Genomic DNA, 20,864 nt, shown 5'->3' on the forward strand with positions numbered 1-20,864 from the left:
AATATCGAATTCTTTCGCCGTCTTTGATCTGAATCAAACTGTCATTGTATTGAATCGCCTAGTTCTGAACTCACCTTGTAAAGCTCACCGGAGCTGAGTGATGATGAAGATACCTCCGGCTGTGGCTGTTCCAGCCCGGCTTGTTCCGCCTTTTCTGATCGCCCCTTTTGTCTCGCGCATTTTCTTTCAAGTAATGCGCGCGCATCCGGGCCTCTTCGAGCGTCTCGGAGACTATGCGACGAAGCGGTTCCGTTTTCGCCCGTCCGACATACCATTTGCTTTTGTGATCGAGCCGGATAAGCCGCGCATCACAATCGTGCGCGACGACGAAGCGACAGAGGTCGACGCAGGCATCGAAGGACCGCTGGTTATGCTGCTCGCGCTTCTCGAAGGTAAGCTTGATGGAGATGCGCTGTTCTTCTCTAGGGATATTACCGTGACGGGCGACATGGAGGCCATGCTGGCGCTTCGCAATGCGCTGGATGACTGCAATATAGACCTTCCATCCGACCTCGGCACAAGTGCCGGACCGTTTGCCCCGATGGTCCGCGGCATTGCAAACTACGTACGCAGCAAGGCCCTCGGCAAGGAAGCTACCGGATGGAACTGATTTGTCCTGCAGGAACGCCATCGGCCTTGCGTGAAGCAGTGGGTGCTGGAGCGGATGCCGTCTATTGCGGCTTTCGCGACGAAACGAATGCGCGCAACTTTCCAGGCCTCAACTTCAGCCGTGACGAACTACGCGACGCAATCCAGTTCGCCCATGCTCGTAAAACGCAAGTTTTCGTTGCCATCAATACGTTCATGCGCGCAGGCGATGAGCACATTTGGTATCAAGCTGTAGACGATGCGTCCTCCCTTGGCGCAGACGCAGTCATCCTCGCCGATTTCGGGCTCATGGCCTATACTGCCGGGAAGCATCCGACACAGCGGCTCCACGTATCCGTACAGGCTTCCGCTTCCAATGCAGACGCAATCCAGTTTCTCGTCGATGCATTCAAGGCTAAGCGTGTCGTGTTACCACGCGTTCTGACCATTGCCGATATTGCGAAACTCGGCCGCAAGATCGGCTGCGAAATGGAAGTATTCGTGTTCGGTGGACTATGCGTGATGGCAGAAGGACGATGCTCCCTGTCTTCCTACGCCACTGGCAGATCGCCCAACATGAACGGCGTTTGCTCACCGGCCAGCCACGTCCGCTACCGGCAAGACGGAGAGGAACTCGTCTCCGAACTCGGCGATTACACGATCAATCGTTTCCCTTTGGGCGAGCCCACCGGCTATCCGACACTCTGTAAAGGCCGGTTCAATATCGCAGACGATCAAGGTTATGCATTTGAAGATCCAGTTTCACTCGATGTCATGAATCATATCGATGAGTTGCGAGCGGCAGGCGTCTCAGCGCTCAAGATTGAGGGTCGCCAACGCGGCAAGGCTTATGTTGGTGAAGTCGTCTCCACACTGCGTCAGACACTCGCAGCAAGTCCCGAAAGCCGCGCCGCCCTTCTGTCCCGCCTCCGTCTGCTGAGCGAAGGCCAGCAAACGACTTCGGGCGCTTACGACAAACGCTGGAGATAGATATGTCAGCACCCAGCCTCAGCCTTGGTCCCGTTCTCTTCCTGTGGGACGGCCCAAAATGGCGGGATTTTTATTTTCGTATCGCCGACGAAGCCCCGATCGACCATGTCACCGTCGGTGAAATCGTCTGCTCCAAACGGTTCCATTTCCTGACACCTTATATGGATGCTGTGATCGAGCGGCTGCAACGCGCAGGAAAAACGGTGAACGTCGGTTCGCTGGCGCTCGTCATGCTCGAGCGAGAAGCAAAACAGGTCCGTCACACGATCAAGGAGGCGACACTGCCGGTGGAGGCAAACGATCTGTCGGCACTGGGGCTGTTGTCCGGTGTGCCGCATATAGTCGGTCCACTGGTCAATGTTTATAATGCTGCGACCGCGAAGGTTCTTGCGGCCCGTGGTGCACAGTCTATCTGCCTGCCGCCAGAGTTACCAATCAGTTCAATCCGGGAAATCGTCAAAGCCGCGCCTGAGATTGCGTTTGAAGTATTCGCGTTCGGACGAGTGCCGCTCGCCATTTCAGCTCGTTGTGCGCATGCGCGATCCAAGGGCCACATAAAGGACAACTGCCAATTTGTATGTGGTGAAGAGCCCGACGGACTGCCAGTCAAGACCCTGGATAGCCAACCATTTCTGGCACTGAACGGTGTGCAGACGCTCTCTCATACCTGTCAGTCACTGATTGAGGACCTGCCTGAGCTGCAAGAAGCAGGGATCAGGCGTTTTAGACTGTCACCGCAGGACTGCGATATGGTGGAAGTAGCCCATATCCATGACGAGGTGCTAAACCGATCTATCAGTCCCGACGACGGCATTGCGCGCTTGAGAACTGTCTATCCGGGCGTCCCGCTCTCCAACGGGTTCTTGCATGGGAACATCGGGGCTGCATGGATCAGCCGTCAGCGGTCGGCAGCTGCAAACTAGATCGAGACGTTCTTACTTCTATCGGAAGAACTCTAGCTCTCGCCTTCGGCAATCGATTTCAGATGCCGGAGGTCGCGAACGAGCAACGATTGTCTGCCACCTTCCACCCAGCCCTTCGTCTGCCACTGGCTGATAATACGCGAAACCGTGTGCAGAGTTGTTCCGGTCAGTTCAGCGATATCCTGTCGCGAAACCGGAAAATCGATACGCACACCGCCACTTTCTTTTACCCCAGCTTCACGAACAAGTCTCAGCACTGCATGTGCCACACGGGGTTCGACTTCTTGCGTAGATATCTCTCTGATGCGATTGTGCGCGGCATCCAGCCTGCGCCCGATCATCTGCATCGTATTGACAGCGAGTGCAGGGCTGCGCGCCATGAAATCAGTCATCATTTCCATCGGCCAGGCAAGGACGGAACTATCGACCGCAGCCAGAGGCGTACCGGGATAGTCTTTACGCCCCAACGCTACCGCGAAGCCGAAAAGTTCTCCGGGATTGACGACCCGCACAATAATCTGCTGCCCATCGGCGGTAACTTGCATGACTTTCAAGCGCCCATGCAATAACACAAAAAAGTGGCTTGCATCGTCACCTTGATTGAAGACGGCGGTTCCTTTCGGAACAGCGCGCCGAGTAGCCAGACCAAGAAACTGATCAAAACCCGCATCATCCATGCCGGCAAAGACCGACAGGGAGCGGATCTGTGTTTTATCAAGGGGGGTAGCCATCACATCCTCATTGCCAGACCGTCGTCTGGCAAAAACTTGGCGTCAATATCAGCGGGTTCGCTGGCATCGTTATCAAACCAACCCCGTAATGAAAACATCAATCACGCTTTCTGAAGGTCGAAGCGTCAATTGCAAGCTTTTGCAGGCGGGCGTAGAGACTGCGCCGCGGTAATTGCAGCAGAACTGCAGCAACCCCTACATCACCGTTGCAACGATCCAACGTCGCGCGAATAACGCCGTCTTCAAAACGGTCCATCTGTTCCGACAGCGAAAGCGGACTGGGCTCCGTAATTGGATCGTGGCGCAATCCCAACACGACCTGCTTGGCATAATTGCGCAGTTCGCGGACATTTCCCGACCATTCGTCCGAGTTCAATCGTGCTTCCATTACAGCGTCGATCGCAGGCCGCGGTTGGCTGAACTGTGCTGCCGCTTCGTCAAGAAAATAGGAGAAAAGTAGACCTATATCCTTCCGCCGCTCTCGCAAAGGAGGAATACGGAGCCTGACTGTTTCAAGACGATAAAACAAATCGGAACGAAAGCGACCGCAAGCCACAGCTTCCTCCAGATTGCCTTTTGCAGCCGCAATAATCCTTAGATTGACAGCGCGCGGTTCTCCAGTAAGTGAGGGCAACTCACGCTCTTCGACAACACGCAGCAGCTTGCCCTGAACGGACGGTGACATGCTATCGACTTCATCGAGAAACAATGTGCCGCGATCCGCGTCGGCTATTCGTCCGCGCTGAATGCGGCTACCAAACAGAACCTCATCGGCAATGACGTCGGGCAAGGCGGCACAATCGATGGCAACAAAACTGCGGGCGTGACGCGCGCTCCAGCGGTGCAGAAGGCGAGCCACCAATTCTTTTCCGGTCCCAGTTTCGCCTTCTATCAACACATCGACATCGACACTGGCAAGCTGGCGGATCGTGTCACGCAGTCGCATCATCACCGGCGTCTCGCCAAGTAGGGGATAATCCTGCTCGGCATTTGCCGCAGCCCGGCGAAGGCGGCGATTTTCCAGCACCAGCCGACGCATTTCCAAAGCGCGGCGTACGCTCGAGATCAGATGATCGGCAGCAAAAGGTTTAGCTATGAAGTCAAACGCGCCCTTTTTGAGAGAAGCGACAGCCATTCCAATGTCGCCATGTCCAGTCATCAAAATAACCGGCAGTTCCGGGTCACGCGCCAGCAATGCTTCCATCACCGCATGTCCATCGACCCGCGGCATGCGGATATCGGTCACAACGATGCCCGGATAGTCAGGCGTCAAACTGGTCAAAGCGGACTGACCGTCACCGTGCACTTCAATATCAAGTCCTGCGATTTCAAATGAATCGGCCAAGGCCGTGCGAAATGCTGCATCGTCATCGACCAACATCACGCGCAAAGGCTCACTTTCCGTCAAGGCCACCCTCCTCTTTCGCCCGCTTCAAGGTTGCCGCAAAAGCTGCACCGCCAAGCTGCGATGGAACGACGCGCAGCGTTCCTTCTAATTCGGTCATGAGGTCTCTCGCGATGCCCAGCCCCAGACCGAGGCCATCCGCTTTTCCTGTAACAAATGGGCTAAAAATCTCGTCAGCCAATTGGGGATCAATGCCAGGGCCGTTATCGTCCACGACAAGGGAAATCTGGTCGCCTTCCTCGCGGACGCTGACCGAAACACGTGGATTCTCGATATTCCTCACTGCATCCAACGCGTTCTGCAGCAAATTTACAAGCACCTGCTCTGATCGGACGCGGCAGGCAAGTATCACCAAGTTGGAACGCTCGGGTATATCCAGTTGAACCTTGGCGTTGCGGAACCGGTCTCCCATTAGCAGCATTGTGCCATCCACAAGCTCATTCAGAGGGAGCGAACGAACGACACCGCTGCGACGGCGCGCAAACCGGCGCATTTCCTGTGTGATAGAGCCTATGCGCGCTGTCAGTTCCACAGATGTATTGAGGTTTTGGGCGACCTTATCGAGCTTGCCATGTGCTAGATGATGCTGTGCGTTTTCGGTGAGCGTCCGAATGGTCGCGACGGGTTGGTTGATTTCATGCACCAGCCCTGCGGTGATCGATCCGAGGGAAGCAAGCCTGTTCGCCTGAGCAAGCTCTTCCCGCGCATCACGAAAGCGTTTGTCAGCCAGTTCACGTTCCGCCATTTCCGCGCTCAACGCTGCAGTGCGCTCTTCAACTGCAGTCTCGAGTTCGGCACGATAGGCTGCCGCACGCGCTGCGCGGCTCACTCGCCAGTAAACGGCACCGGCGATCACGACAAAAACGAGCATAGCTGACACCGTTATCAGGCGCGCAAGGTCGTTGGCGGCGCGCAGAGCCCGCCCCATAGGCTCGATATGAACCAGTTTCAGAGAAGTTTCGGCAATCGACTCGTCGACCGCAACTAAATACTGGCCGGACGGCCCAATCATCATCCCATCCGGCGCAAAACGATAATTGCTCGGCTTCATATCCGCAGCATTGAACTGTCCACTCTCGATAATCTCTGTGCGTTCTGTAGTTGATATCGGCTGAAAGGAGCGAAGGTCTTCGGCCTTATCGGTGGAGGCCAGTATGATCCCGCGAGGATCCACAACGAAGGTCTGGCCGGGGTCATTTGCCCATGTTTGCACCAGTCTGTGGAATTCAAATTTGATGACGACCACACCAACCGGATTAGCCTGATCACCGATGCGCCGCGCCAGAAAAAGGCCGAAACGCCCACTCAAATCACCTATGGCATAATATTCTGCCGAACCTCCTGCCATCGCGCCCTTGAAATAAGGCCGGAAATCGTAATTGCGTCCGACAAAGCTCTCCGGCGTATTAGCATTCGATGACGCGATAACAGTTCCGTCACGAGCGATCACATAGATGATTGGCGAACCGATCTGATGTGCAAGAAGTTCAAGCTTTTGGTTCAGACGAGTGGTCGCGTCCTCCGATCTGCCAGCAAGCACATCACGCAGATCGCTATATTCCTTCAAAACCACAGGCAACAACCGGAACTTTGCCAGTTCACTGTCTATCAGGCGGGTCTGTTGACGCGCTACAAGCGTCGCATTTTGCCGAAGACCATCAAGCGCCTCGTTTTCCGCCCACAGCCGGGCGGAAAACCACACACCGATTGCCAGTAAGAAAGCGAGGGCAACCAAAAGGAATTTTGTAATCTTCGATGGCACCTTCATTTGTGCACATTTATGCAAATTCAAACGAATAGTCACGCAGAATCTTGCACAAGATCCGCACGAAAGTAAATCGAAATCTGCAGAAAATCATTTAATTTCAATATTTTAATCTTTTTAAATTCGCTCTCTGGTGATCATTGTTCAGCTACAGCATGTTAGCGCTACTTCGAAAAAGGGAGTTTCGAAGGGAGGAGCTTAACCGTGAACCGCATCAATATAGCACCCGCATCGCAATCACTTCCAGAGCCGCTCTTATCGGCCGGGTCACTGATATTGCGTGCTCGACGCTGAAGCGGAGCGCGAAGTGAGAATATTCACCAGCGCCAAACAAGCCTTCTCTCACGAACCCAAGTGGAAGTGCAGAGAGACGAGTTGATGGCGACGGAAAAACACCCTGAAACCGTTTCGCTGATCCGGTTCCACAATAAGGGGTGAAATTCAAAAATCCAGAGATTGGAAGGAGCAACCCATGGTCTCAATTACAAGTGAACGGAGTGAAGTGCAAAGCACCAATAGCCGCCTGAAATCCATCATCGGTGGCTCGACCGGCAATCTGGTCGAATGGTTCGACTGGTATGTTTACGCAGCATTTGCGCTCTATTTTGCACCGCACTTCTTCCCGTCTGAAAGCCAGACCGCGCAGCTCATGAGTGCTGCCGCAGTCTTTGCAGTCGGCTTTGTCATGCGCCCCATCGGTGCGTGGATCATGGGTATTTACGCCGACCGCAAGGGTCGCAAGGCGGGTCTTGCGCTGTCCGTGACGCTGATGTGTGCAGGTTCGCTCATCATCGCACTGACGCCCGATTACCAGACCATCGGCCTCGCAGCCCCAGCCCTTCTCGTGCTCGCACGTTTGATGCAGGGCCTGTCAGTCGGCGGCGAATATGGCGCCAGCGCCACCTATCTGTCGGAAATGGCAGGCAAGGATCGTCGTGGCTTCTTCTCCTCGTTCCAGTATGTCACGCTCATTTCAGGCCAGCTTCTCGCAATCTTGCTTTTGATTGTGCTTCAGTCGACCATGGAGACCCCCGCACTGGAAGCCTGGGGCTGGCGTATTCCGTTCTTCATCGGTGCATTGCTCGCCGTTGTCGTGTTCTGGCTGCGTCGCGGCCTTGCGGAAACCGAAAGCTTCAAGAACGCCAAGACCAAAGACACTCCAAAGTCCGGTTTCTGGACGCTTATCAAGCATCATCCGAAGGAAACCGCTCTCGTCATGCTTCTGACTGCCGGCGGTACGCTCGCATTCTACGCTTACTCGATCTACATGCAGAAATTTCTGGTGAATACGTCCGGCTTCAGCCGTGAAGTGGCAAGCCAGATCAATGCCGTGACCCTTTTCATCTTCATGTGCCTGCAGCCCATCGCTGGCGCTTTGTCAGACAGGATTGGTCGTAAGCCATTGATGATCGCGTTCGGCGCCGCAGGTGTTCTTTTCACCTATCCGATTTTCACGACGCTAGAACAGACCCGCGACCCGATCACGGCTGGTCTGCTGGTCATGGGTGCGCTCATCATCGTCACCGGCTACACCTCCATCAACGCTGTGGTGAAGGCGGAACTTTTCCCGGCGCATATCCGTGCACTCGGCGTAGCCCTGCCCTACGCACTGGCCAACACTCTCTTCGGTGGTACTGCCGAATATGTTGCACTAAGCTTCAAGAATGGTGGTTGGGAACGCGGGTTCTACTGGTATGTCACCATCATGATTGGCATTTCCCTCATCGTTTATCTGCGTATGCGGGATACGAGCAAGGACAGCATGATCAAGGAAGACTGATACCGCCTCCCAAGCGACAAAATGCCGGACTTAACCGTCCGGCATTTTTATTCCTCCTGTTGTACTGTCCGAAACCGCCCAGGGCTTTGCCCCATCCATTTATGGAAGGCGCGATAAAAGGCGCTCGGCTCACTGTAGCCAAGTTCGGCAGCCACCTCCGCCACGCTCAACCTGTTTTCCTGCAAAAGCCTTTCAGCAATAACGAACCGCAACTCGTCCTTGATCGTACCGAAGCTCTGCCCCTCCCCGCGCAGCCTGCGTCGCAAGGTCGGTACGGACATGCCAAGTCCCTTCGCGAGCTCTTCAAAAGAAGGCCAGTCTGTGATTGGCAAAGCATTCAATTGCGCGCGCACCCTTGCGGAAAGATCATTATCATGACGATAGCGGATCAGAATATTGGCGGGAGCTTCTCGTAAAAAACTGTCCAGCGCTACATCGCTGCGAATAATCGGCAGTGATAGATAAGACGATGAAAAAACCAATCGCGTCACCGGCTGGTCGAACAGGACCGGTGCTCCGAAGAACTTGTGATAGTCCTGACGGTGGACCGGTGCCGGACAAGCAAAGTCGAGTGTCCGCAACGGAATACGTCGCCCGATCAGCCAGCAGACCACACCCATCAGGATCAGCCAATAGGCACGATAAGCAAAGGCAGGTCTCGGGTGCCCGGCATCGGTCAGAACGACATGGGCCATGCCATCGCGGATCCGCAATTCGCCCCGCGGATCATCCAGCACTACATTGAGAAACTGCAAAGCCCGTCGCAAAGCCCGTTCCAGCGTGCCAGCATGCAGCACAGCATGACAAAGCAGATTGAAGCTGCCGGGGCGCATCGGCCTTGCAGCCAGTCCAAAGAATTCGTCGTTGATCGTTTCGGCAATCAGCCACCACAAACGACCATATTCCACATTAGTGACGGGTTCTGTCACTGTCTCCGGCAGGCCGATCTCCGCCATCAGGGCAGCCGTATCCATGCCCCGGACACGCACGCTTTCGAGCGCGTCCTCAACGAAGCCCGGTGCAATATTATGGCGTTCCATGGTTTCTCTATATTGCAAAATCGATCACATATTAATGCATCTAATGTCATTGTTTGCAATGCGTGACGCGTTAACCTTTAGGCATGGTTGGCCACGAGGAGGTGGCGGTCAGGGAGGTTATACTGGATGACTGAAACGTCCGTTTCAGCGCGATTGATGCGTTATGATGATGCCGTCGCGCAATTTCGCATCGAAGATGCCATTGCAAAGCTTCACGGCAATCCTGAAACAGGCATTAATGCCTGTATTGAATGCTGCGACCGGCATACGGGTGATAATCGCGTAGCCCTGCGCGCGATTGCAGCCAATGGCGAACTTTCCGAATTTACCTTCGAGAACCTGCGCGATATGGCCGCTCGTGTCGGCAATGTACTGAAAGATGCAGGTGTCGGCGCTGGTGACGTGGTCGCCGGCCTGTTGCCGCGCGCACCAGAACTCATTGCAACCATTCTCGGCGCATGGCGTATCGGCGCTATTTATCAGCCGCTTTTCACCGCTTTCGGCCCCAAAGCAATCGAACACCGCCTGAAAACCAGCGGCGCAAAACTGGTCGTCACCAACACGGCCAACCGCTCCAAGCTGACAGAAGTTGAAAACTGCTCCAAAGTCGCAATCGTGCTGGCATCCGGCGAAGACTTGCCAGCCGGCGACATCGATTTTCGCGCGGCGGCGGCTTCTGCTTCAGTTGACTGCGCGCCGGTGCTTCGCAAGGGCAGCGATCTGTTCATGATGATGTCGACTTCCGGCACCGCTGGCCTGCCCAAAGGCGTACCGGTCCCGCTTCATGCGCTAATGGCGTTCGGTGCCTATATGCGCGAAGCCATCGGCCTGCGTTCCGACGATATTTTCTGGAATATTGCCGATCCGGGATGGGCCTATGGCCTTTATTATGCCGTGACCGGGCCATTGCAGCTTGGCATGGCAACCACGCTTTACGAAGGTGGTTTCACCGCCGAAAGCACCTACGACATTATCGAGCGTCTTGGCGTCACCAGCCTTGCCGGTTCGCCGACTGCCTTCCGTCTGTTAATGGCCGAGGGACCGGAAGCTGCGAAACGGGTCAAAGGTCGCCTGCGTGTGGTGTCGAGTGCCGGAGAACCGCTTAACCCGGAAGTCATTCGCTGGTTCGACGCATATCTTGGCGCACCGATTTACGATCATTACGGCCAGACCGAACTCGGCATGGTGGTGAATAATCATCACGGCCTTGAACATTCCGTTCGACACGGTTCGGCTGGCTATGCAATGCCCGGCTATCGCATCGCCGTTCTGGATGAACAGAGCAATGAGCTCGGTCCTAATCAGCCCGGCATTCTTGCCGTCGATATTGCAAAATCGCCGCTTCTCTGGTTTTCCGGCTATTACAAGCAGGAAACACCAGCCATTGCGGACGGTTACTATCGCACCGGAGATACAGTGGAATTCGAGCCGGATGGTTCGATCAGCTTCATAGGCCGTGCCGATGACGTAATAACATCATCAGGTTATCGCATTGGACCCTTCGATGTCGAAAGCGCCCTTCTTGAGCACGTAGCCGTCAACGAAGCAGCGGTCGTCGGCGTACCTGACCCGCAACGAACGGAAATTGTGAAGGCATTCGTTATCCTTGCCCCCGGTTTCGAAGGTACGCATGAACTGAAGGATGAGCTGGCGTTGCACGTGAAGAAGCGACTCTCCGCCCATTCCTATCCGCGCGAAATCGATTTCGTGAACGAGCTTCCCAAGACACCAAGCGGCAAAATCCAACGGTTCCTCCTGCGCAAGGCGGAAATCGACAAACAGCAACAGACGAAGGCCTGAGGACAAGATTATGCAGATTAAGGATCGGGTATTTCTGATTACTGGCGCAAGCTCTGGCCTCGGTGCAGCAGTTGCGAAAATGGCCGTCGATGCCGATGGCAAAGTCATGCTTCTCGATGTGAATGCGGAAGCTGGCGAAGCGCAGGCCAAGATGCTTGGTTCGGCGGCAAACTTTCATCACACCGACGTCACCAGCGATGCGGATGGCAAGGCTGCCATCGCGGCTGCGCTTGAAGCCTTCGGGCGTGTCGATGTACTCGTCAATTGTGCCGGTGTGGCACCCGGCGAAAAGGTTCTCGGTCGCGATGGCGCCCATAAGCTGGAAAGCTTCACGCGCGCAATTTCGATCAATCTGATTGGCACATTCAACATGCTGCGCCTTGCTGCCGAAGCCATGGCAAAGAACGAGCCCGGTGAAGGCGGAGAACGTGGCGTCATCATCAACACGGCGTCGGTTGCAGCCTTTGACGGCCAGATTGGGCAAGCTGCCTATTCCGCTTCCAAGGGCGGCGTTGCTGCCATGACCTTGCCTGTGGCGCGCGAGCTTGCGCGACATGGCATCCGCGTCATGACCATTGCGCCCGGAATTTTCGCCACGCCGATGATGGCGGGCATGCCGCAGGAAGTGCAGGATGCCCTCGGCGCTTCCGTGCCTTTCCCGCCTCGCCTCGGTCGCCCGGATGAATATGCGGCTCTTGCCCGCCACATCGTGGAAAATCAGATGCTCAACGGTGAAGTCATCCGTCTGGATGGCGCACTTCGCATGGCAGCAAAGTAACGAGGAACAACTATGTCCAACAGCGATCCTATTGTCATTGTCGGTGCTTCCCGTACTCCCATGGGCGGCTTTCAGGGCGATTTTGCCAACGCCCAGGCGACCGATCTTGGTGCCGCCGCCATTCGCGGCGCACTTGCGGGCGCGGGTCTTGCACCGGAAGCGGTCGAAGATGTCTATATGGGCTGTGTTCTGCCTGCCGGTCAGGGGCAGGCTCCGGCACGACAGGCCTCAATCAAAGCCGGATTGCCGGTTTCAACCGGCGCGACGACGGTCAACAAGATGTGCGGCTCAGGCATGAAGGCAACCATGCTGGCGCACGATCTGCTGCTGGCAGGTTCTGCCGATGTCATCGTGTCCGGCGGCATGGAGAGCATGACGAACTCCCCCTATCTGCTGCCAAAGGCACGTGGTGGGTATCGTATGGGACACGGCCAGATTATCGACCATATGTTCCTCGATGGGCTTGAAGATGCCTATGACAAAGGTCGTCTGATGGGCACCTTTGCCGAAGACTGCGCGGAAGCTTACCAGTTTACTCGCGAAGCTCAGGATGAGTTCGCCATTGCCTCTCTGACACGTGCGCAGAATGCTATCACGAACGGCCTTTTCGCCGCCGAAATTACCCCCGTTTCAGTGAAAGCTGGACGTAGCGAAGTTGAAATTTCCATTGATGAACAGCCCGGCAAGGCGAAACTGGACAAAATTCCGACCCTTCGCCCGGCATTTCGTGACGGCGGCACCGTGACGGCCGCCAACTCCTCCTCGATTTCGGACGGGGCGGCAGCGCTTGTTCTCATGCGTGCTTCCGAAGCGGAAAGGCGCGGCCTCACCCCACGTGCTGTTCTGGTCGGCCATGCAACCCATGCCGACAAGCCAAATCTCTACCCGACCGCCCCGATCGGCGCCATAAACAAGCTTTCAGCGAAAATCGGCTGGAACCTGAAAGATGTCGATCTCTTTGAGATCAATGAAGCTTTTGCGGTCGTAACCATGGCGGCCATGCGTGATCTTGATCTACCGCACGACAAAGTCAACATTCATGGTGGCGCGTGCGCCCTTGGCCACCCCATCGGCGCGTCAGGGGCGCGCATACTTGTCACCCTGCTTTCAGCCCTCGAAACCCATGGTCTGAAGCGCGGTGTTGCTGGCATATGTCTGGGCGGCGGCGAAGCGACTGCGGTTGGTATCGAGAGGATCGTCTGATGCTCTTGAGCGATACGCAGGAGCAGATTCGCGACGCCGCCCGGCAGTTCGCGCAGGAACGGCTCGCGCCGGGTGCCGCCGCACGTGACAGGGAACACGCTTTTCCACGCGCCGAGCTCGCGGAAATGGGCGAGCTTGGTTTTCTCGGAATGCTGGTGCCGGAAGAATGGGGTGGTTCCAATCTCGGTACGGTTGCCTACGCTCTGGCGCTGGAAGAGATTGCTGCTGGCGATGGGGCATGTTCGACCATCGTTTCAGTCCACTCATCCGTCGGCTGCGTTCCGATCCTGCGCTTCGGCACCGAAGAACAGAAAAAACGTTTTTTGCCCAAGATGGCTTCAGGCGAATGGATTGGCGGGTTCGCGTTGACCGAACCACAGGCCGGCTCGGATGCGTCTGCGCTCAAAACCCGTGCACGCCGCGACGGCGATCATTATGTGATCGATGGCTCCAAGCAGTTCATCACATCAGGCAAGAACGGCAGCGTGGTGATCGTGTTTGCCGTTACCGATCCATCGGCAGGCAAGAAAGGCATTTCGGCTTTCATCGTGCCGACCGATACTCCGGGCTACGAGGTTGTTTCCGTCGAGCACAAGCTCGGCCAGCATTCGTCGGATACCTGTGCGCTCGCTTTCACCAACATGCGCATCCCAGTAGAGAACCGACTGGGCGATGAGGGCCAGGGCTACAAAATCGCGCTTGCCAATCTGGAAGGCGGACGCATCGGCATTGCGGCGCAATCAGTCGGTATGGCTCGCGCAGCGTTCGAAGCTGCATGTGCTTACGCCAAAGAGCGCATTACATTCGGCAAGCCCATTATCGAACATCAGGCTGTCTCTTTCAGGCTCGCCGACATGGCAACGAAGATTGAGACAGCCCGTCAGATGGTTCTCCATGCAGCTGCGCTGCGCGAGGCGGGCAAACCTTGCTTGACCGAAGCATCAATGGCCAAACTCGTCGCCTCCGAAATGGCCGAACAGGTCTGCTCCGCCGCGATTCAGATTCATGGCGGCTACGGTTACCTTGCTGATTATCCGGTTGAGCGCATTTATCGCGATGTTCGCGTGTGCCAGATTTACGAAGGCACCAGCGACGTACAGCGTCTCGTTATAGCGCGAGGATTGTGACGGTCACCTGCGATAGTGTTTGCAAGTCACGGTGAAAATCGGCCAAAAGATCGCGTGCGGATACGAGGTCTATCCGCATGCAGAATGTGAGGTCCGATGACTGTTCGCCCGATTGTAAGCTATCCGGATAAACGACTGCGCGCTGTTGCCGAGCCAGTCACCCAATTCGACAGCGATTTGCAGGAACTAGGCACCGATCTTCTCGATACAATGCGCGCAGCACCGGGCATCGGTATCACCGCGCCACATGTCGGCATATCGAAACGTTTGGTGGTTTTAGAACTACCTACCGAGCTAACCCCGAAATTCTATGTGAATCCGGAAATAGTCTGGGCTTCGGACGAAAAAATCCATCATCAGGAAGGTAGCGTTTCGATGCCGGGCGTAGTCGACGACGTCGAGCGCCACGCCCGCATCAAAATTCGCTATCAAGACCTGAGTGGCACCGAGCAAACCGAGGAATCGGAAGGCTTGCTCGCAGTTTGCCATCAGCACGAAAGAGACCAGCTCGATGGTATTTTCTGGATTCAGCGCCTTTCGCGATTGCGTCGAGACCGCCTCATCAAACGTTTTGAGAAATCACAGCGCCAGAGATAGTTGGCGCTGCGAAATACACTCAATAGAGCAAACGGGCCCGGATTGTGCCGGGAATTTCGCGAATGGCTTGCAAAACCGTTTCGCTGGCCTCACCGACGCCGTCTGCTTCCATCACAAGATAACCCACTTCGCCATCGGTTTGCAGAAACTGACTGGCGATGTTGATGTTATGCGTCGAGAAAACATTCACGAGGCTGTTGAGGATGCCCGGGCGGTTTTCATGCACGTGCATGAAGCGCGTACCCGTGGGACGCGGCGGCAGTTGGACTTGCGGGAAGTTGACAGCGCCCAGCGTGGAACCGACATCGGAATATTCGACCAGTTTTCTGGTGACTTCCAAACCGATACGTTCCTGCGCTTCTTCTGTCGATCCGCCGATGTGCGGTGTGAGAATGACGTTCTCCAGCCCCTGAATCGGGGAGACAAACCTGTCGTTGTTGGAGGCTGGTTCAACCGGGAACACGTCAATGGCAGCGCCTGCAAGGTGACCTTCCTGCAGAACCTTCGCCAGAGCCTCCAGATCGACAACCGTACCGCGCGCATTGTTGATGAGAAAGGCTCCCTTCTTCATCTTGCGCAGTTTCGCTTCGGTAATCAGCTTCGAAGTCGACTTGTTGGACGGCACGTGCAGGCTGACGACATCCGAAATCTTCAGCAGCTCATCGAGGCTCGCAGCCGGTTTGACATTGCCATATTGCAGCTTGTCGGAAGTATCGAAGTAGCGCACAGTCATGCCGAGGCTTTCGGCCAGATTGCCGACCTGCGAACCGATATTGCCATAACCGATAATACCAAGCGTCTTGCCGCGCACTTCGCGGCTGCCGTTTGCCGTTTTGTCCCAACCGCCTGCATGTGCGGAGACGGAGCGTGGGAAAATCCGGCGCATCAGCATGATGATTTCGCCAATCACCAGTTCTGCGACCGAACGGGTATTCGAAAATGGTGCATTGAAGACCGGAATGCCGCGCTTGCGTGCAGCTTTCAGCTCAACCTGATTAGTCCCAACCGAGAAGCAACCGACTGCGATCAGGCGGTTAGCCGCAGCAAAAATCTCTTCAGTCAGCTGCGTCCGCGAACGAATTCCGACGATATGTGCAGACGAAATCGCTTCAATCAGATCGGCTTTATCCAGCGCCTTCGGCAGATGCGTGACATTGGTGTAACCGGAGGCTTTGAAGTAATCGACGGCCGTTTGATTGATGCCCTCCAGTAGAAGAACATTGATGCGGTCGCGTGCGAGAGAGAGACGTTCAGTCATTTTGGGGATTTCCAGGCTGTAACAGCAGATAGTCGGTTTACGACATGAATGAACGCACAGCCGTCGTCAACAGGATGGACTGAAAGATTTTACCCCGATTGCAGATTCATGAAGAAAGTGAACGGAGCAGTGTCTTTTCAGAAACCTGAGCGGGCCTATCTGAATATCATGGCACATTACGAAAGCTTGCATTTGACTCATCTGCCAGCCGAGCCAAAGATGTCCTTAATGATAGCAACCAGAGGAATGCTCCCGATGAGTGAAACGATCACCCTTGATACGCATGAAGCCATTCGGGACTGGGTGGCCGCTCGCAATGGAAACCCGGCTTTTGTCAGCACTTCCATAGACCCCGATGCAGTGCCCGTTTTGCGAATTGTTTTCGAACCGGAATTCGTCGCCGATGTCGAACGACCCTTGGATGCTGGCGGTCTTGAGGTCGTGGAATGGGAAGACTGGTTTCGCGTGTTCGATCAGGAAAAACTGGTCATGCTGGTAGCCCACTCAAAGCCGGGAAAACTTGATAATTTCTACCAGATCCTCCCGTCCTGATTGCTATTTAGACAATCATTTAATGCCTGTCAGGTGGGCCGGCTTCGAACCAGCCCGCCTGATTGACAATTCAGCTTTTCAGTTTCTTGCCGACGGTTTCTGCGACCAGAGCCAGTGAAATGGCGCCTGCGTCGGGATGGCCAATGCTCTTTTCTGCCAACGGTCTTGCTCGACCGAGTTTCGGAGTAAGTGGAGCTGTCGCTTCCGCAGCCACCTTGGCGACTTCAGCGGCTTGTTTCCATGCATCAGCAAGTGGTTTGCCCGATGCAAATGCGCTTTCAAACGTTTCCACGAAAGGCACGAATGCATCCACCAATGTCTTGTCGCCGGGTTTCGCGCGGCCGAGGGTTGTTACGGCATCAAGCGCGCGCCTGCCACCGCGAACGACTGCACCATCATCAATGTTACCATTGTCGGAAAGCTCTGCACTCCACGAGCGCAACAGAAGCCCCCACAGAGCTCCGGAAGTCCCTCCGGCCCGGTCGGCCCAAGCATCGCCTGCAACAGCCAATACACTCGCGGACCCGGCCCCAGCCCTGACAGCCTGATCAGCTGCATCTTTTGCAGCTGCAGAGCCACGTCGCATGCCCTGCCCGTGATCGCCGTCGCCGGCGAAGGCATCAATGCGGCCCAGTTCTTCTTCAGCCTCGACCAACACGTCGGCGACGGCGTGCAAAATATCCTGAATGCAAACGCCACCGGCACGCCCGGCTTCATCCGCCTGAGTAAAATCGGGGGCTGCATCCTCGTTGGCAATGACATTGTTCGCAGGCTCGACTGCGATCGCTTCGCCGCGACGTAGAACCGGAGTATCGCAAGCTGCTGTCCAGTAGCGTTCGAGTTCGTCATCGAGCCAAAGAAGGGTCAGTGAACAACCTTGCATATCAAGACTGGTGACAAATTCACCCGCTTCCGGTGCTACGGTATCGAGACCAGCTTTTTCCAGCAGCGACGCGATCGCCGTCCACAGGACAAACAGTTCTTCGTATTTGGTCGCACCGAGGCCATTCAGGATAACGCCAACTTTTTGCGTTCCTTTTGGACGTTCCGCAAGAAGTTTCTCCACCAGCAGGCTTGCCAGACCGGAGGCAGGCAGGATCGCCTCCTCCTTGATCCCCGGCTCGCCGTGAATGCCGAGACCAAGCGCCATCTGGCCTTCCGGTACGGTGAAGAGCGGGTGCGGTGCGCCCGGCAAAGTGCAGCCTTTGAAGGCAACGCCAAAGGACACAGTGTTCGCGTTCGCGTGGCGTGACAGCCGTTCGACTTCGTCCAGTGACAGACCGGCTTCGGCAGCGGCACCCGCGATCTTGAACACAACCAGATCTCCAGCAATGCCGCGCCGCTTCTCATGCATATCAGCCGGAGCGCTAGCGACATCGTCGGTTACGGGTACGATGCGGACATCAATACCTTCGGCACGCAAGCGTTCGGCAGCAACGCCGAAATTAAGGACATCCCCGGCGTAATTGCCGAAGCCCAGCAGGATACCGCCGCCGTTGTGCGCCTGTCGGCAGACGCGCGCCACTGCCGCAGTGGAAGGCGAAGCAAATACGTCACCAGCAACTGCTGCATCCGCCAAGCCTGGCCCGACGTAACCAGCAAATGCCGGGTAATGACCCGAGCCACCTCCGACAACCACAGCAACTTTGCCTTGAGGCACCTTTGTGGAACGAACAACGCCGCCACGCACGTGGCGAACATAGCGGTTATAGATACTGGCAAACCCGGCAAGAGCGGTCGAGGCAAACTCCTCCGGCGCGTCGAAAATCGTCGTCATTGAAACAGTCCTTGGTCTGGGTCATTAGCCGCGTGGCAGGATGCGGCGCAGGTAGTCACGATTTGTAGCCGAAACGGAGAGCCCGTCGCCACCATAATGTTCACATAAGAAGGGGCTGGCAAAACCGTGATCCAGTGCCATCCTGATGGCCGTACGATAATTGATGATCCCGCTTTCAAGGGGAGCTGGATGCGTGACGGTCACGCCGGATGCTGGGTCTTCCGTACGGGTGTAATTCTTGACGTGCCAGAACTTTGCGTAAGGCGCCACCTTCTCCATCATCTTCTGCCAATGTTCAACCGGACGGTGCAGACGGATGAGATTACCCAGATCGGCATTGATCCCAACATTGTCGAGGCCAACTTCCTCGACAAAACGGACCGAGCTGTCCGCAGTGCCGAGATAGGTATCCTCGTACATTTCAAGCGACAGCTCTATACCAAGCTCCTCCGCATGGCGACCGAGTTCACGAATTCGCTCAACAGCCTTGTTCCACACAGCCGGATCGTCCGGGTTCTTAGCACCATCGACCGTCCAGAACCACAATGCCTGTTTTTGAGCGTCCGTCAGCGGTTCAAAAAGCCCGAAGGAAACGCAGCTCGCGCCAATTTCCTTAGTGGTGTCGATGACCCTGTGACCATAAGCCAGATATTCGTCGCCGTGTTGTGCGTCGATCACGCTGCGTCGCGACGTCGAAATTGCAGGAATAGTAAAGCCGAGCGATTTGACGACCGCCATAAATTCACTGCGACGAACAGGTGACAAGTCAGCCAGTCGCAGCCAGCTGTCAGTCGGATCAAGTTCGGTAAACCCTGCATCCGCAACATCGGACAAAGTGCGGGCCCAATCTTCCACCGACTGATCCTGCACCGAACTGCCATCCGGCAGCATATTGGGATACTGGATCATCGCTGCTGCAATCGGCCAGGTTTCACGTGTCCATTTGGAAGTCGTCTGTTTCAACTTACATTCCTGTTCTTTTGCGTGATCCATCGACATCAGGCCACGTTGCCGTTACCGGAGGGAATTTCGGGTTTCCGGTTCCGCAGTTTGCCAATGCCCCAGAAGATGGCGGGTGAAACAAGCAGGAAAACGCCGAGCGTCATCAGCGATGCAACCAGGCCATTCGACCAGAATATCGAAAGCTGACCGCTGGACATCATCATCGACTGACGGAATGCATCTTCTGCCTTGTCTCCGAGAACCATGGCGAGAACCAATGGTGCCAGCGGATAATCAAGCTTCTTGAAGATATAGCCCAGCACACCAAATGCGATCACCAGCCAGACGTCGGTTATCGAGTTGGCGACCTGATAAGCGCCGGAGAAAATGACCGCAACAATGATGGGTCCGATGATCGAGAACGGCACGCGCAGAATAGATGCGTAGAGCGGCACGGTCGCAATGACCAGAATAACGGCGACGATATTACCGAGATACATGGATGCAATCAGGCCCCAAACAAAATCCGGGCGATCCGTGAACAATGTCGGGCCAGGAGTGAGCCCCCAGATCATCAGGCCGCCCATCATCACAGCAGCAGTAGCCGAACCCGGAACACCAAGTGCCAGCATGGGGAGAAGCGCAGATGTACCGGCAGAATGGTCAGCGGTTTCCGGAGCCACGATACCGCGCGGGTCCCCCTTGCCGAACTTCGATTTATCGCGGGCGGAACGACGAGCCACGCCATAGCTCATAAAGGATGCAGCCGTTGGCCCGGCGGGCGTTATGCCCATCCAGATACCGATCAGCGTTGAACGTGCAAGCGTGAACCAGTAGCGCGGCATTTCCAGCAGCGTGCGTCCGATCTCACCGAGACGCACCCGTGCCTTGATTCCATCAAAACGCAGCCCCTCCTCCGTCGTCAGCAACAGTTCACCGATCCCGAACAGGCCCATCACTGCAATCAGAAAGGAGATACCCTTGATGAGTTCCGGTATTTCAAATGTCAGGCGCAAATTGCCGGAGATAGTGTCCATGCCCACCGAGGCAAAGGCAAAACCGATCATCATGGAAACGAGCGTCTTGAAGGGCGATTGAGCACCCATGGATATAAAGCTGGCGAAAGCCAGAAAATAAACAGCGAAATACTCTGGCGATGAAAATCGCAGGGCGAAATTGGCAACCCAACTAGAGAGCAGTGTAATCATCACCACACCAGCCAGCGCGCCGATGCCAGCCGAAACGAACGCCAGCGTCAGGGCGCGGCTCGCATGTCCGGCCTTCGCCATCGGATATCCATCAAAAGTGGTGGCAACGGACGAAGGCTCGCCCGGAATATTGAAAAGAATGGACGTGGTTGATCCACCGAACAATGCCCCCCAATACATACAGGACAACAGAATGATCGCGGAGATGGGGTCCATTGTAAAAGTCAGTGGCAAAAGCAGGGAAACACCATTGGGCGCACCCAATCCCGGCAGGACACCAACCAGAATTCCAAGCGTCACACCCAGCATCATCAGCAAAACATGATTGAAACTGAGTATGTGGGCAAAGCCATCCATCAGGAGACTGAAATTTTCCATGTCTTTCCTCCCAAGACATCGG

The 20,864-nt window shown here is 55.6% G+C and carries 18 protein-coding genes; 10 read left to right on the forward strand and 8 right to left on the reverse strand.

Translation table 11 applies throughout. The features are described from left to right. The first annotated feature begins 100 nt into the window (after positions 1-100). The 3 genes from ubiT to OHI65_RS02185 are packed head-to-tail and all read left to right on the forward strand — an operon-like array spanning position 101 to position 2,501. Positions 101-610 (forward strand): ubiquinone anaerobic biosynthesis accessory factor UbiT, encoded by a 510-nt coding sequence (gene ubiT, locus OHI65_RS02175; RefSeq protein WP_012092560.1) that lies wholly within the window; start codon positions 101-103, stop codon positions 608-610. Further along, positions 601-1,578: a ubiquinone anaerobic biosynthesis protein UbiU gene (ubiU, locus tag OHI65_RS02180; protein WP_125302143.1), complete on the forward strand. Its 978-nt coding sequence runs from the start codon at positions 601-603 to the stop codon at positions 1,576-1,578. Before ubiT ends, ubiU begins: the two co-directional genes overlap by 10 nt. A gap of 2 nt (positions 1,579-1,580) precedes the next feature. Then, complete coding sequence (locus OHI65_RS02185; protein ID WP_125302145.1) at positions 1,581-2,501, forward strand: U32 family peptidase; 921 nt, start codon at positions 1,581-1,583, stop codon at positions 2,499-2,501. Between the two features lie 32 nt (positions 2,502-2,533). Here OHI65_RS02185 and OHI65_RS02190 read toward each other — a convergent pair whose 3' ends face one another. The 3 genes from OHI65_RS02190 to OHI65_RS02200 all read right to left on the reverse strand — a co-directional run bounded on the left by OHI65_RS02190 (position 2,534) and on the right by OHI65_RS02200 (position 6,405). Further along, positions 2,534-3,232, reverse strand: a complete 699-nt coding sequence (locus tag OHI65_RS02190; protein WP_036578854.1) for a Crp/Fnr family transcriptional regulator — start codon at positions 3,230-3,232, stop codon at positions 2,534-2,536. Between the two features lie 97 nt (positions 3,233-3,329). Further along, the gene (locus OHI65_RS02195; protein ID WP_125302148.1) at positions 3,330-4,640 is read right to left on the reverse strand and encodes a sigma-54-dependent transcriptional regulator; all 1,311 of its coding nucleotides are present in this window, start codon (positions 4,638-4,640) and stop codon (positions 3,330-3,332) included. Then, a complete protein-coding gene (locus tag OHI65_RS02200) occupies positions 4,627-6,405 on the reverse strand; it encodes a sensor histidine kinase (protein WP_125302150.1) in 1,779 nt (592 codons plus the stop codon). The genes OHI65_RS02195 and OHI65_RS02200 overlap by 14 nt, the downstream gene beginning before the upstream one ends. 469 nt (positions 6,406-6,874) lie before the next feature. Here OHI65_RS02200 and OHI65_RS02205 point away from each other — a divergent pair, with 469 nt between their 5' ends. Then, a complete protein-coding gene (locus OHI65_RS02205; RefSeq protein WP_012092554.1) occupies positions 6,875-8,182 on the forward strand; it encodes an MFS transporter in 1,308 nt (435 codons plus the stop codon). Positions 8,183-8,229: 47 nt separating this feature from the next. Here OHI65_RS02205 and OHI65_RS02210 read toward each other — a convergent pair whose 3' ends face one another. Further along, complete coding sequence (locus OHI65_RS02210) at positions 8,230-9,222, reverse strand: AraC family transcriptional regulator (protein WP_125302152.1); 993 nt, start codon at positions 9,220-9,222, stop codon at positions 8,230-8,232. A gap of 126 nt (positions 9,223-9,348) precedes the next feature. On the opposite strand from OHI65_RS02210, the gene OHI65_RS02215 reads away from it, so the two are divergent. The 5 genes from OHI65_RS02215 (at position 9,349) to OHI65_RS02235 (ending at position 14,727) form a co-directional block, all read left to right on the forward strand. Then, entirely contained in the window at positions 9,349-11,022 is a 1,674-nt protein-coding gene (locus OHI65_RS02215; protein ID WP_125302155.1) for an acyl-CoA synthetase, read from the forward strand. 10 nt (positions 11,023-11,032) lie between these two features. Continuing rightward, positions 11,033-11,800, forward strand: coding sequence for a 3-hydroxyacyl-CoA dehydrogenase (locus OHI65_RS02220; RefSeq protein ID WP_125302158.1), 768 nt, complete (start codon positions 11,033-11,035; stop codon positions 11,798-11,800). Between the two features lie 12 nt (positions 11,801-11,812). Next, positions 11,813-13,003 carry an acetyl-CoA C-acyltransferase gene (locus OHI65_RS02225; protein WP_125302161.1) on the forward strand — a complete coding sequence of 397 codons (1,191 nt, stop codon included), beginning with the start codon at positions 11,813-11,815 and terminating at the stop codon, positions 13,001-13,003. Next, a complete protein-coding gene (locus OHI65_RS02230; RefSeq protein WP_125302164.1) occupies positions 13,003-14,130 on the forward strand; it encodes an acyl-CoA dehydrogenase family protein in 1,128 nt (375 codons plus the stop codon). The genes OHI65_RS02225 and OHI65_RS02230 overlap by 1 nt, the downstream gene beginning before the upstream one ends. 96 nt (positions 14,131-14,226) lie before the next feature. Continuing rightward, positions 14,227-14,727, forward strand: coding sequence for a peptide deformylase (locus tag OHI65_RS02235; RefSeq protein ID WP_125302167.1), 501 nt, complete (start codon positions 14,227-14,229; stop codon positions 14,725-14,727). Positions 14,728-14,746: 19 nt separating this feature from the next. Here the strand turns inward: OHI65_RS02235 and serA are convergent, their stop codons facing one another. Beyond that, the gene (serA, locus tag OHI65_RS02240; protein ID WP_012092547.1) at positions 14,747-15,985 is read right to left on the reverse strand and encodes a phosphoglycerate dehydrogenase; all 1,239 of its coding nucleotides are present in this window, start codon (positions 15,983-15,985) and stop codon (positions 14,747-14,749) included. A 255-nt stretch (positions 15,986-16,240) separates the two neighbouring features. Between serA and OHI65_RS02245 the strand changes: the two genes are divergently transcribed. After that, on the forward strand, positions 16,241-16,537 hold the full coding sequence (locus OHI65_RS02245; protein ID WP_010661735.1) for a hypothetical protein: 297 nt from the start codon (positions 16,241-16,243) through the stop codon (positions 16,535-16,537). A 70-nt stretch (positions 16,538-16,607) separates the two neighbouring features. Here the strand turns inward: OHI65_RS02245 and OHI65_RS02250 are convergent, their stop codons facing one another. The 3 genes from OHI65_RS02250 to OHI65_RS02260 are packed head-to-tail and all read right to left on the reverse strand — an operon-like array spanning position 16,608 to position 20,842. Then, complete coding sequence (locus OHI65_RS02250; protein ID WP_264358724.1) at positions 16,608-18,314, reverse strand: dihydroxyacetone kinase family protein; 1,707 nt, start codon at positions 18,312-18,314, stop codon at positions 16,608-16,610. A 24-nt stretch (positions 18,315-18,338) separates the two neighbouring features. Next, positions 18,339-19,313, reverse strand: a complete 975-nt coding sequence (locus OHI65_RS02255; RefSeq protein WP_185758024.1) for a sugar phosphate isomerase/epimerase family protein — start codon at positions 19,311-19,313, stop codon at positions 18,339-18,341. Next, complete coding sequence (locus OHI65_RS02260) at positions 19,313-20,842, reverse strand: tripartite tricarboxylate transporter permease (protein ID WP_012092544.1); 1,530 nt, start codon at positions 20,840-20,842, stop codon at positions 19,313-19,315. Before OHI65_RS02260 ends, OHI65_RS02255 begins: the two co-directional genes overlap by 1 nt. Positions 20,843-20,864 lie beyond the last annotated feature (22 nt).

The sequence above is a fragment of the Brucella sp. MAB-22 genome (assembly GCF_025908475.1).
GTDB lineage: Bacteria > Pseudomonadota > Alphaproteobacteria > Rhizobiales > Rhizobiaceae > Brucella > Brucella anthropi.

What these genes read in the sequence shown, in the direction of transcription:
- ubiT (WP_012092560.1), top strand. Translation starts at nt 101, where the DNA reads ATGATGAAGATACCTCCGGCTGTGGCTGTTCCAGCCCGGCTTGTTCCG.
- ubiU (WP_125302143.1), top strand. Translation starts at nt 601, where the DNA reads ATGGAACTGATTTGTCCTGCAGGAACGCCATCGGCCTTGCGTGAAGCA.
- OHI65_RS02185 (WP_125302145.1), top strand. Translation starts at nt 1,581, where the DNA reads ATGTCAGCACCCAGCCTCAGCCTTGGTCCCGTTCTCTTCCTGTGGGAC.
- OHI65_RS02190 (WP_036578854.1), bottom strand. Translation starts at nt 3,232, where the DNA reads ATGGCTACCCCCCTTGATAAAACACAGATCCGCTCCCTGTCGGTCTTT.
- OHI65_RS02200 (WP_125302150.1), bottom strand. Translation starts at nt 6,405, where the DNA reads ATGAAGGTGCCATCGAAGATTACAAAATTCCTTTTGGTTGCCCTCGCT.
- OHI65_RS02205 (WP_012092554.1), top strand. Translation starts at nt 6,875, where the DNA reads ATGGTCTCAATTACAAGTGAACGGAGTGAAGTGCAAAGCACCAATAGC.
- OHI65_RS02210 (WP_125302152.1), bottom strand. Translation starts at nt 9,222, where the DNA reads ATGGAACGCCATAATATTGCACCGGGCTTCGTTGAGGACGCGCTCGAA.
- OHI65_RS02215 (WP_125302155.1), top strand. Translation starts at nt 9,349, where the DNA reads ATGACTGAAACGTCCGTTTCAGCGCGATTGATGCGTTATGATGATGCC.
- OHI65_RS02220 (WP_125302158.1), top strand. Translation starts at nt 11,033, where the DNA reads ATGCAGATTAAGGATCGGGTATTTCTGATTACTGGCGCAAGCTCTGGC.
- OHI65_RS02225 (WP_125302161.1), top strand. Translation starts at nt 11,813, where the DNA reads ATGTCCAACAGCGATCCTATTGTCATTGTCGGTGCTTCCCGTACTCCC.
- OHI65_RS02230 (WP_125302164.1), top strand. Translation starts at nt 13,003, where the DNA reads ATGCTCTTGAGCGATACGCAGGAGCAGATTCGCGACGCCGCCCGGCAG.
- OHI65_RS02235 (WP_125302167.1), top strand. Translation starts at nt 14,227, where the DNA reads ATGACTGTTCGCCCGATTGTAAGCTATCCGGATAAACGACTGCGCGCT.
- serA (WP_012092547.1), bottom strand. Translation starts at nt 15,985, where the DNA reads ATGACTGAACGTCTCTCTCTCGCACGCGACCGCATCAATGTTCTTCTA.
- OHI65_RS02245 (WP_010661735.1), top strand. Translation starts at nt 16,241, where the DNA reads ATGAGTGAAACGATCACCCTTGATACGCATGAAGCCATTCGGGACTGG.
- OHI65_RS02250 (WP_264358724.1), bottom strand. Translation starts at nt 18,314, where the DNA reads ATGACGACGATTTTCGACGCGCCGGAGGAGTTTGCCTCGACCGCTCTT.
- OHI65_RS02255 (WP_185758024.1), bottom strand. Translation starts at nt 19,313, where the DNA reads ATGTCGATGGATCACGCAAAAGAACAGGAATGTAAGTTGAAACAGACG.
- OHI65_RS02260 (WP_012092544.1), bottom strand. Translation starts at nt 20,842, where the DNA reads ATGGAAAATTTCAGTCTCCTGATGGATGGCTTTGCCCACATACTCAGT.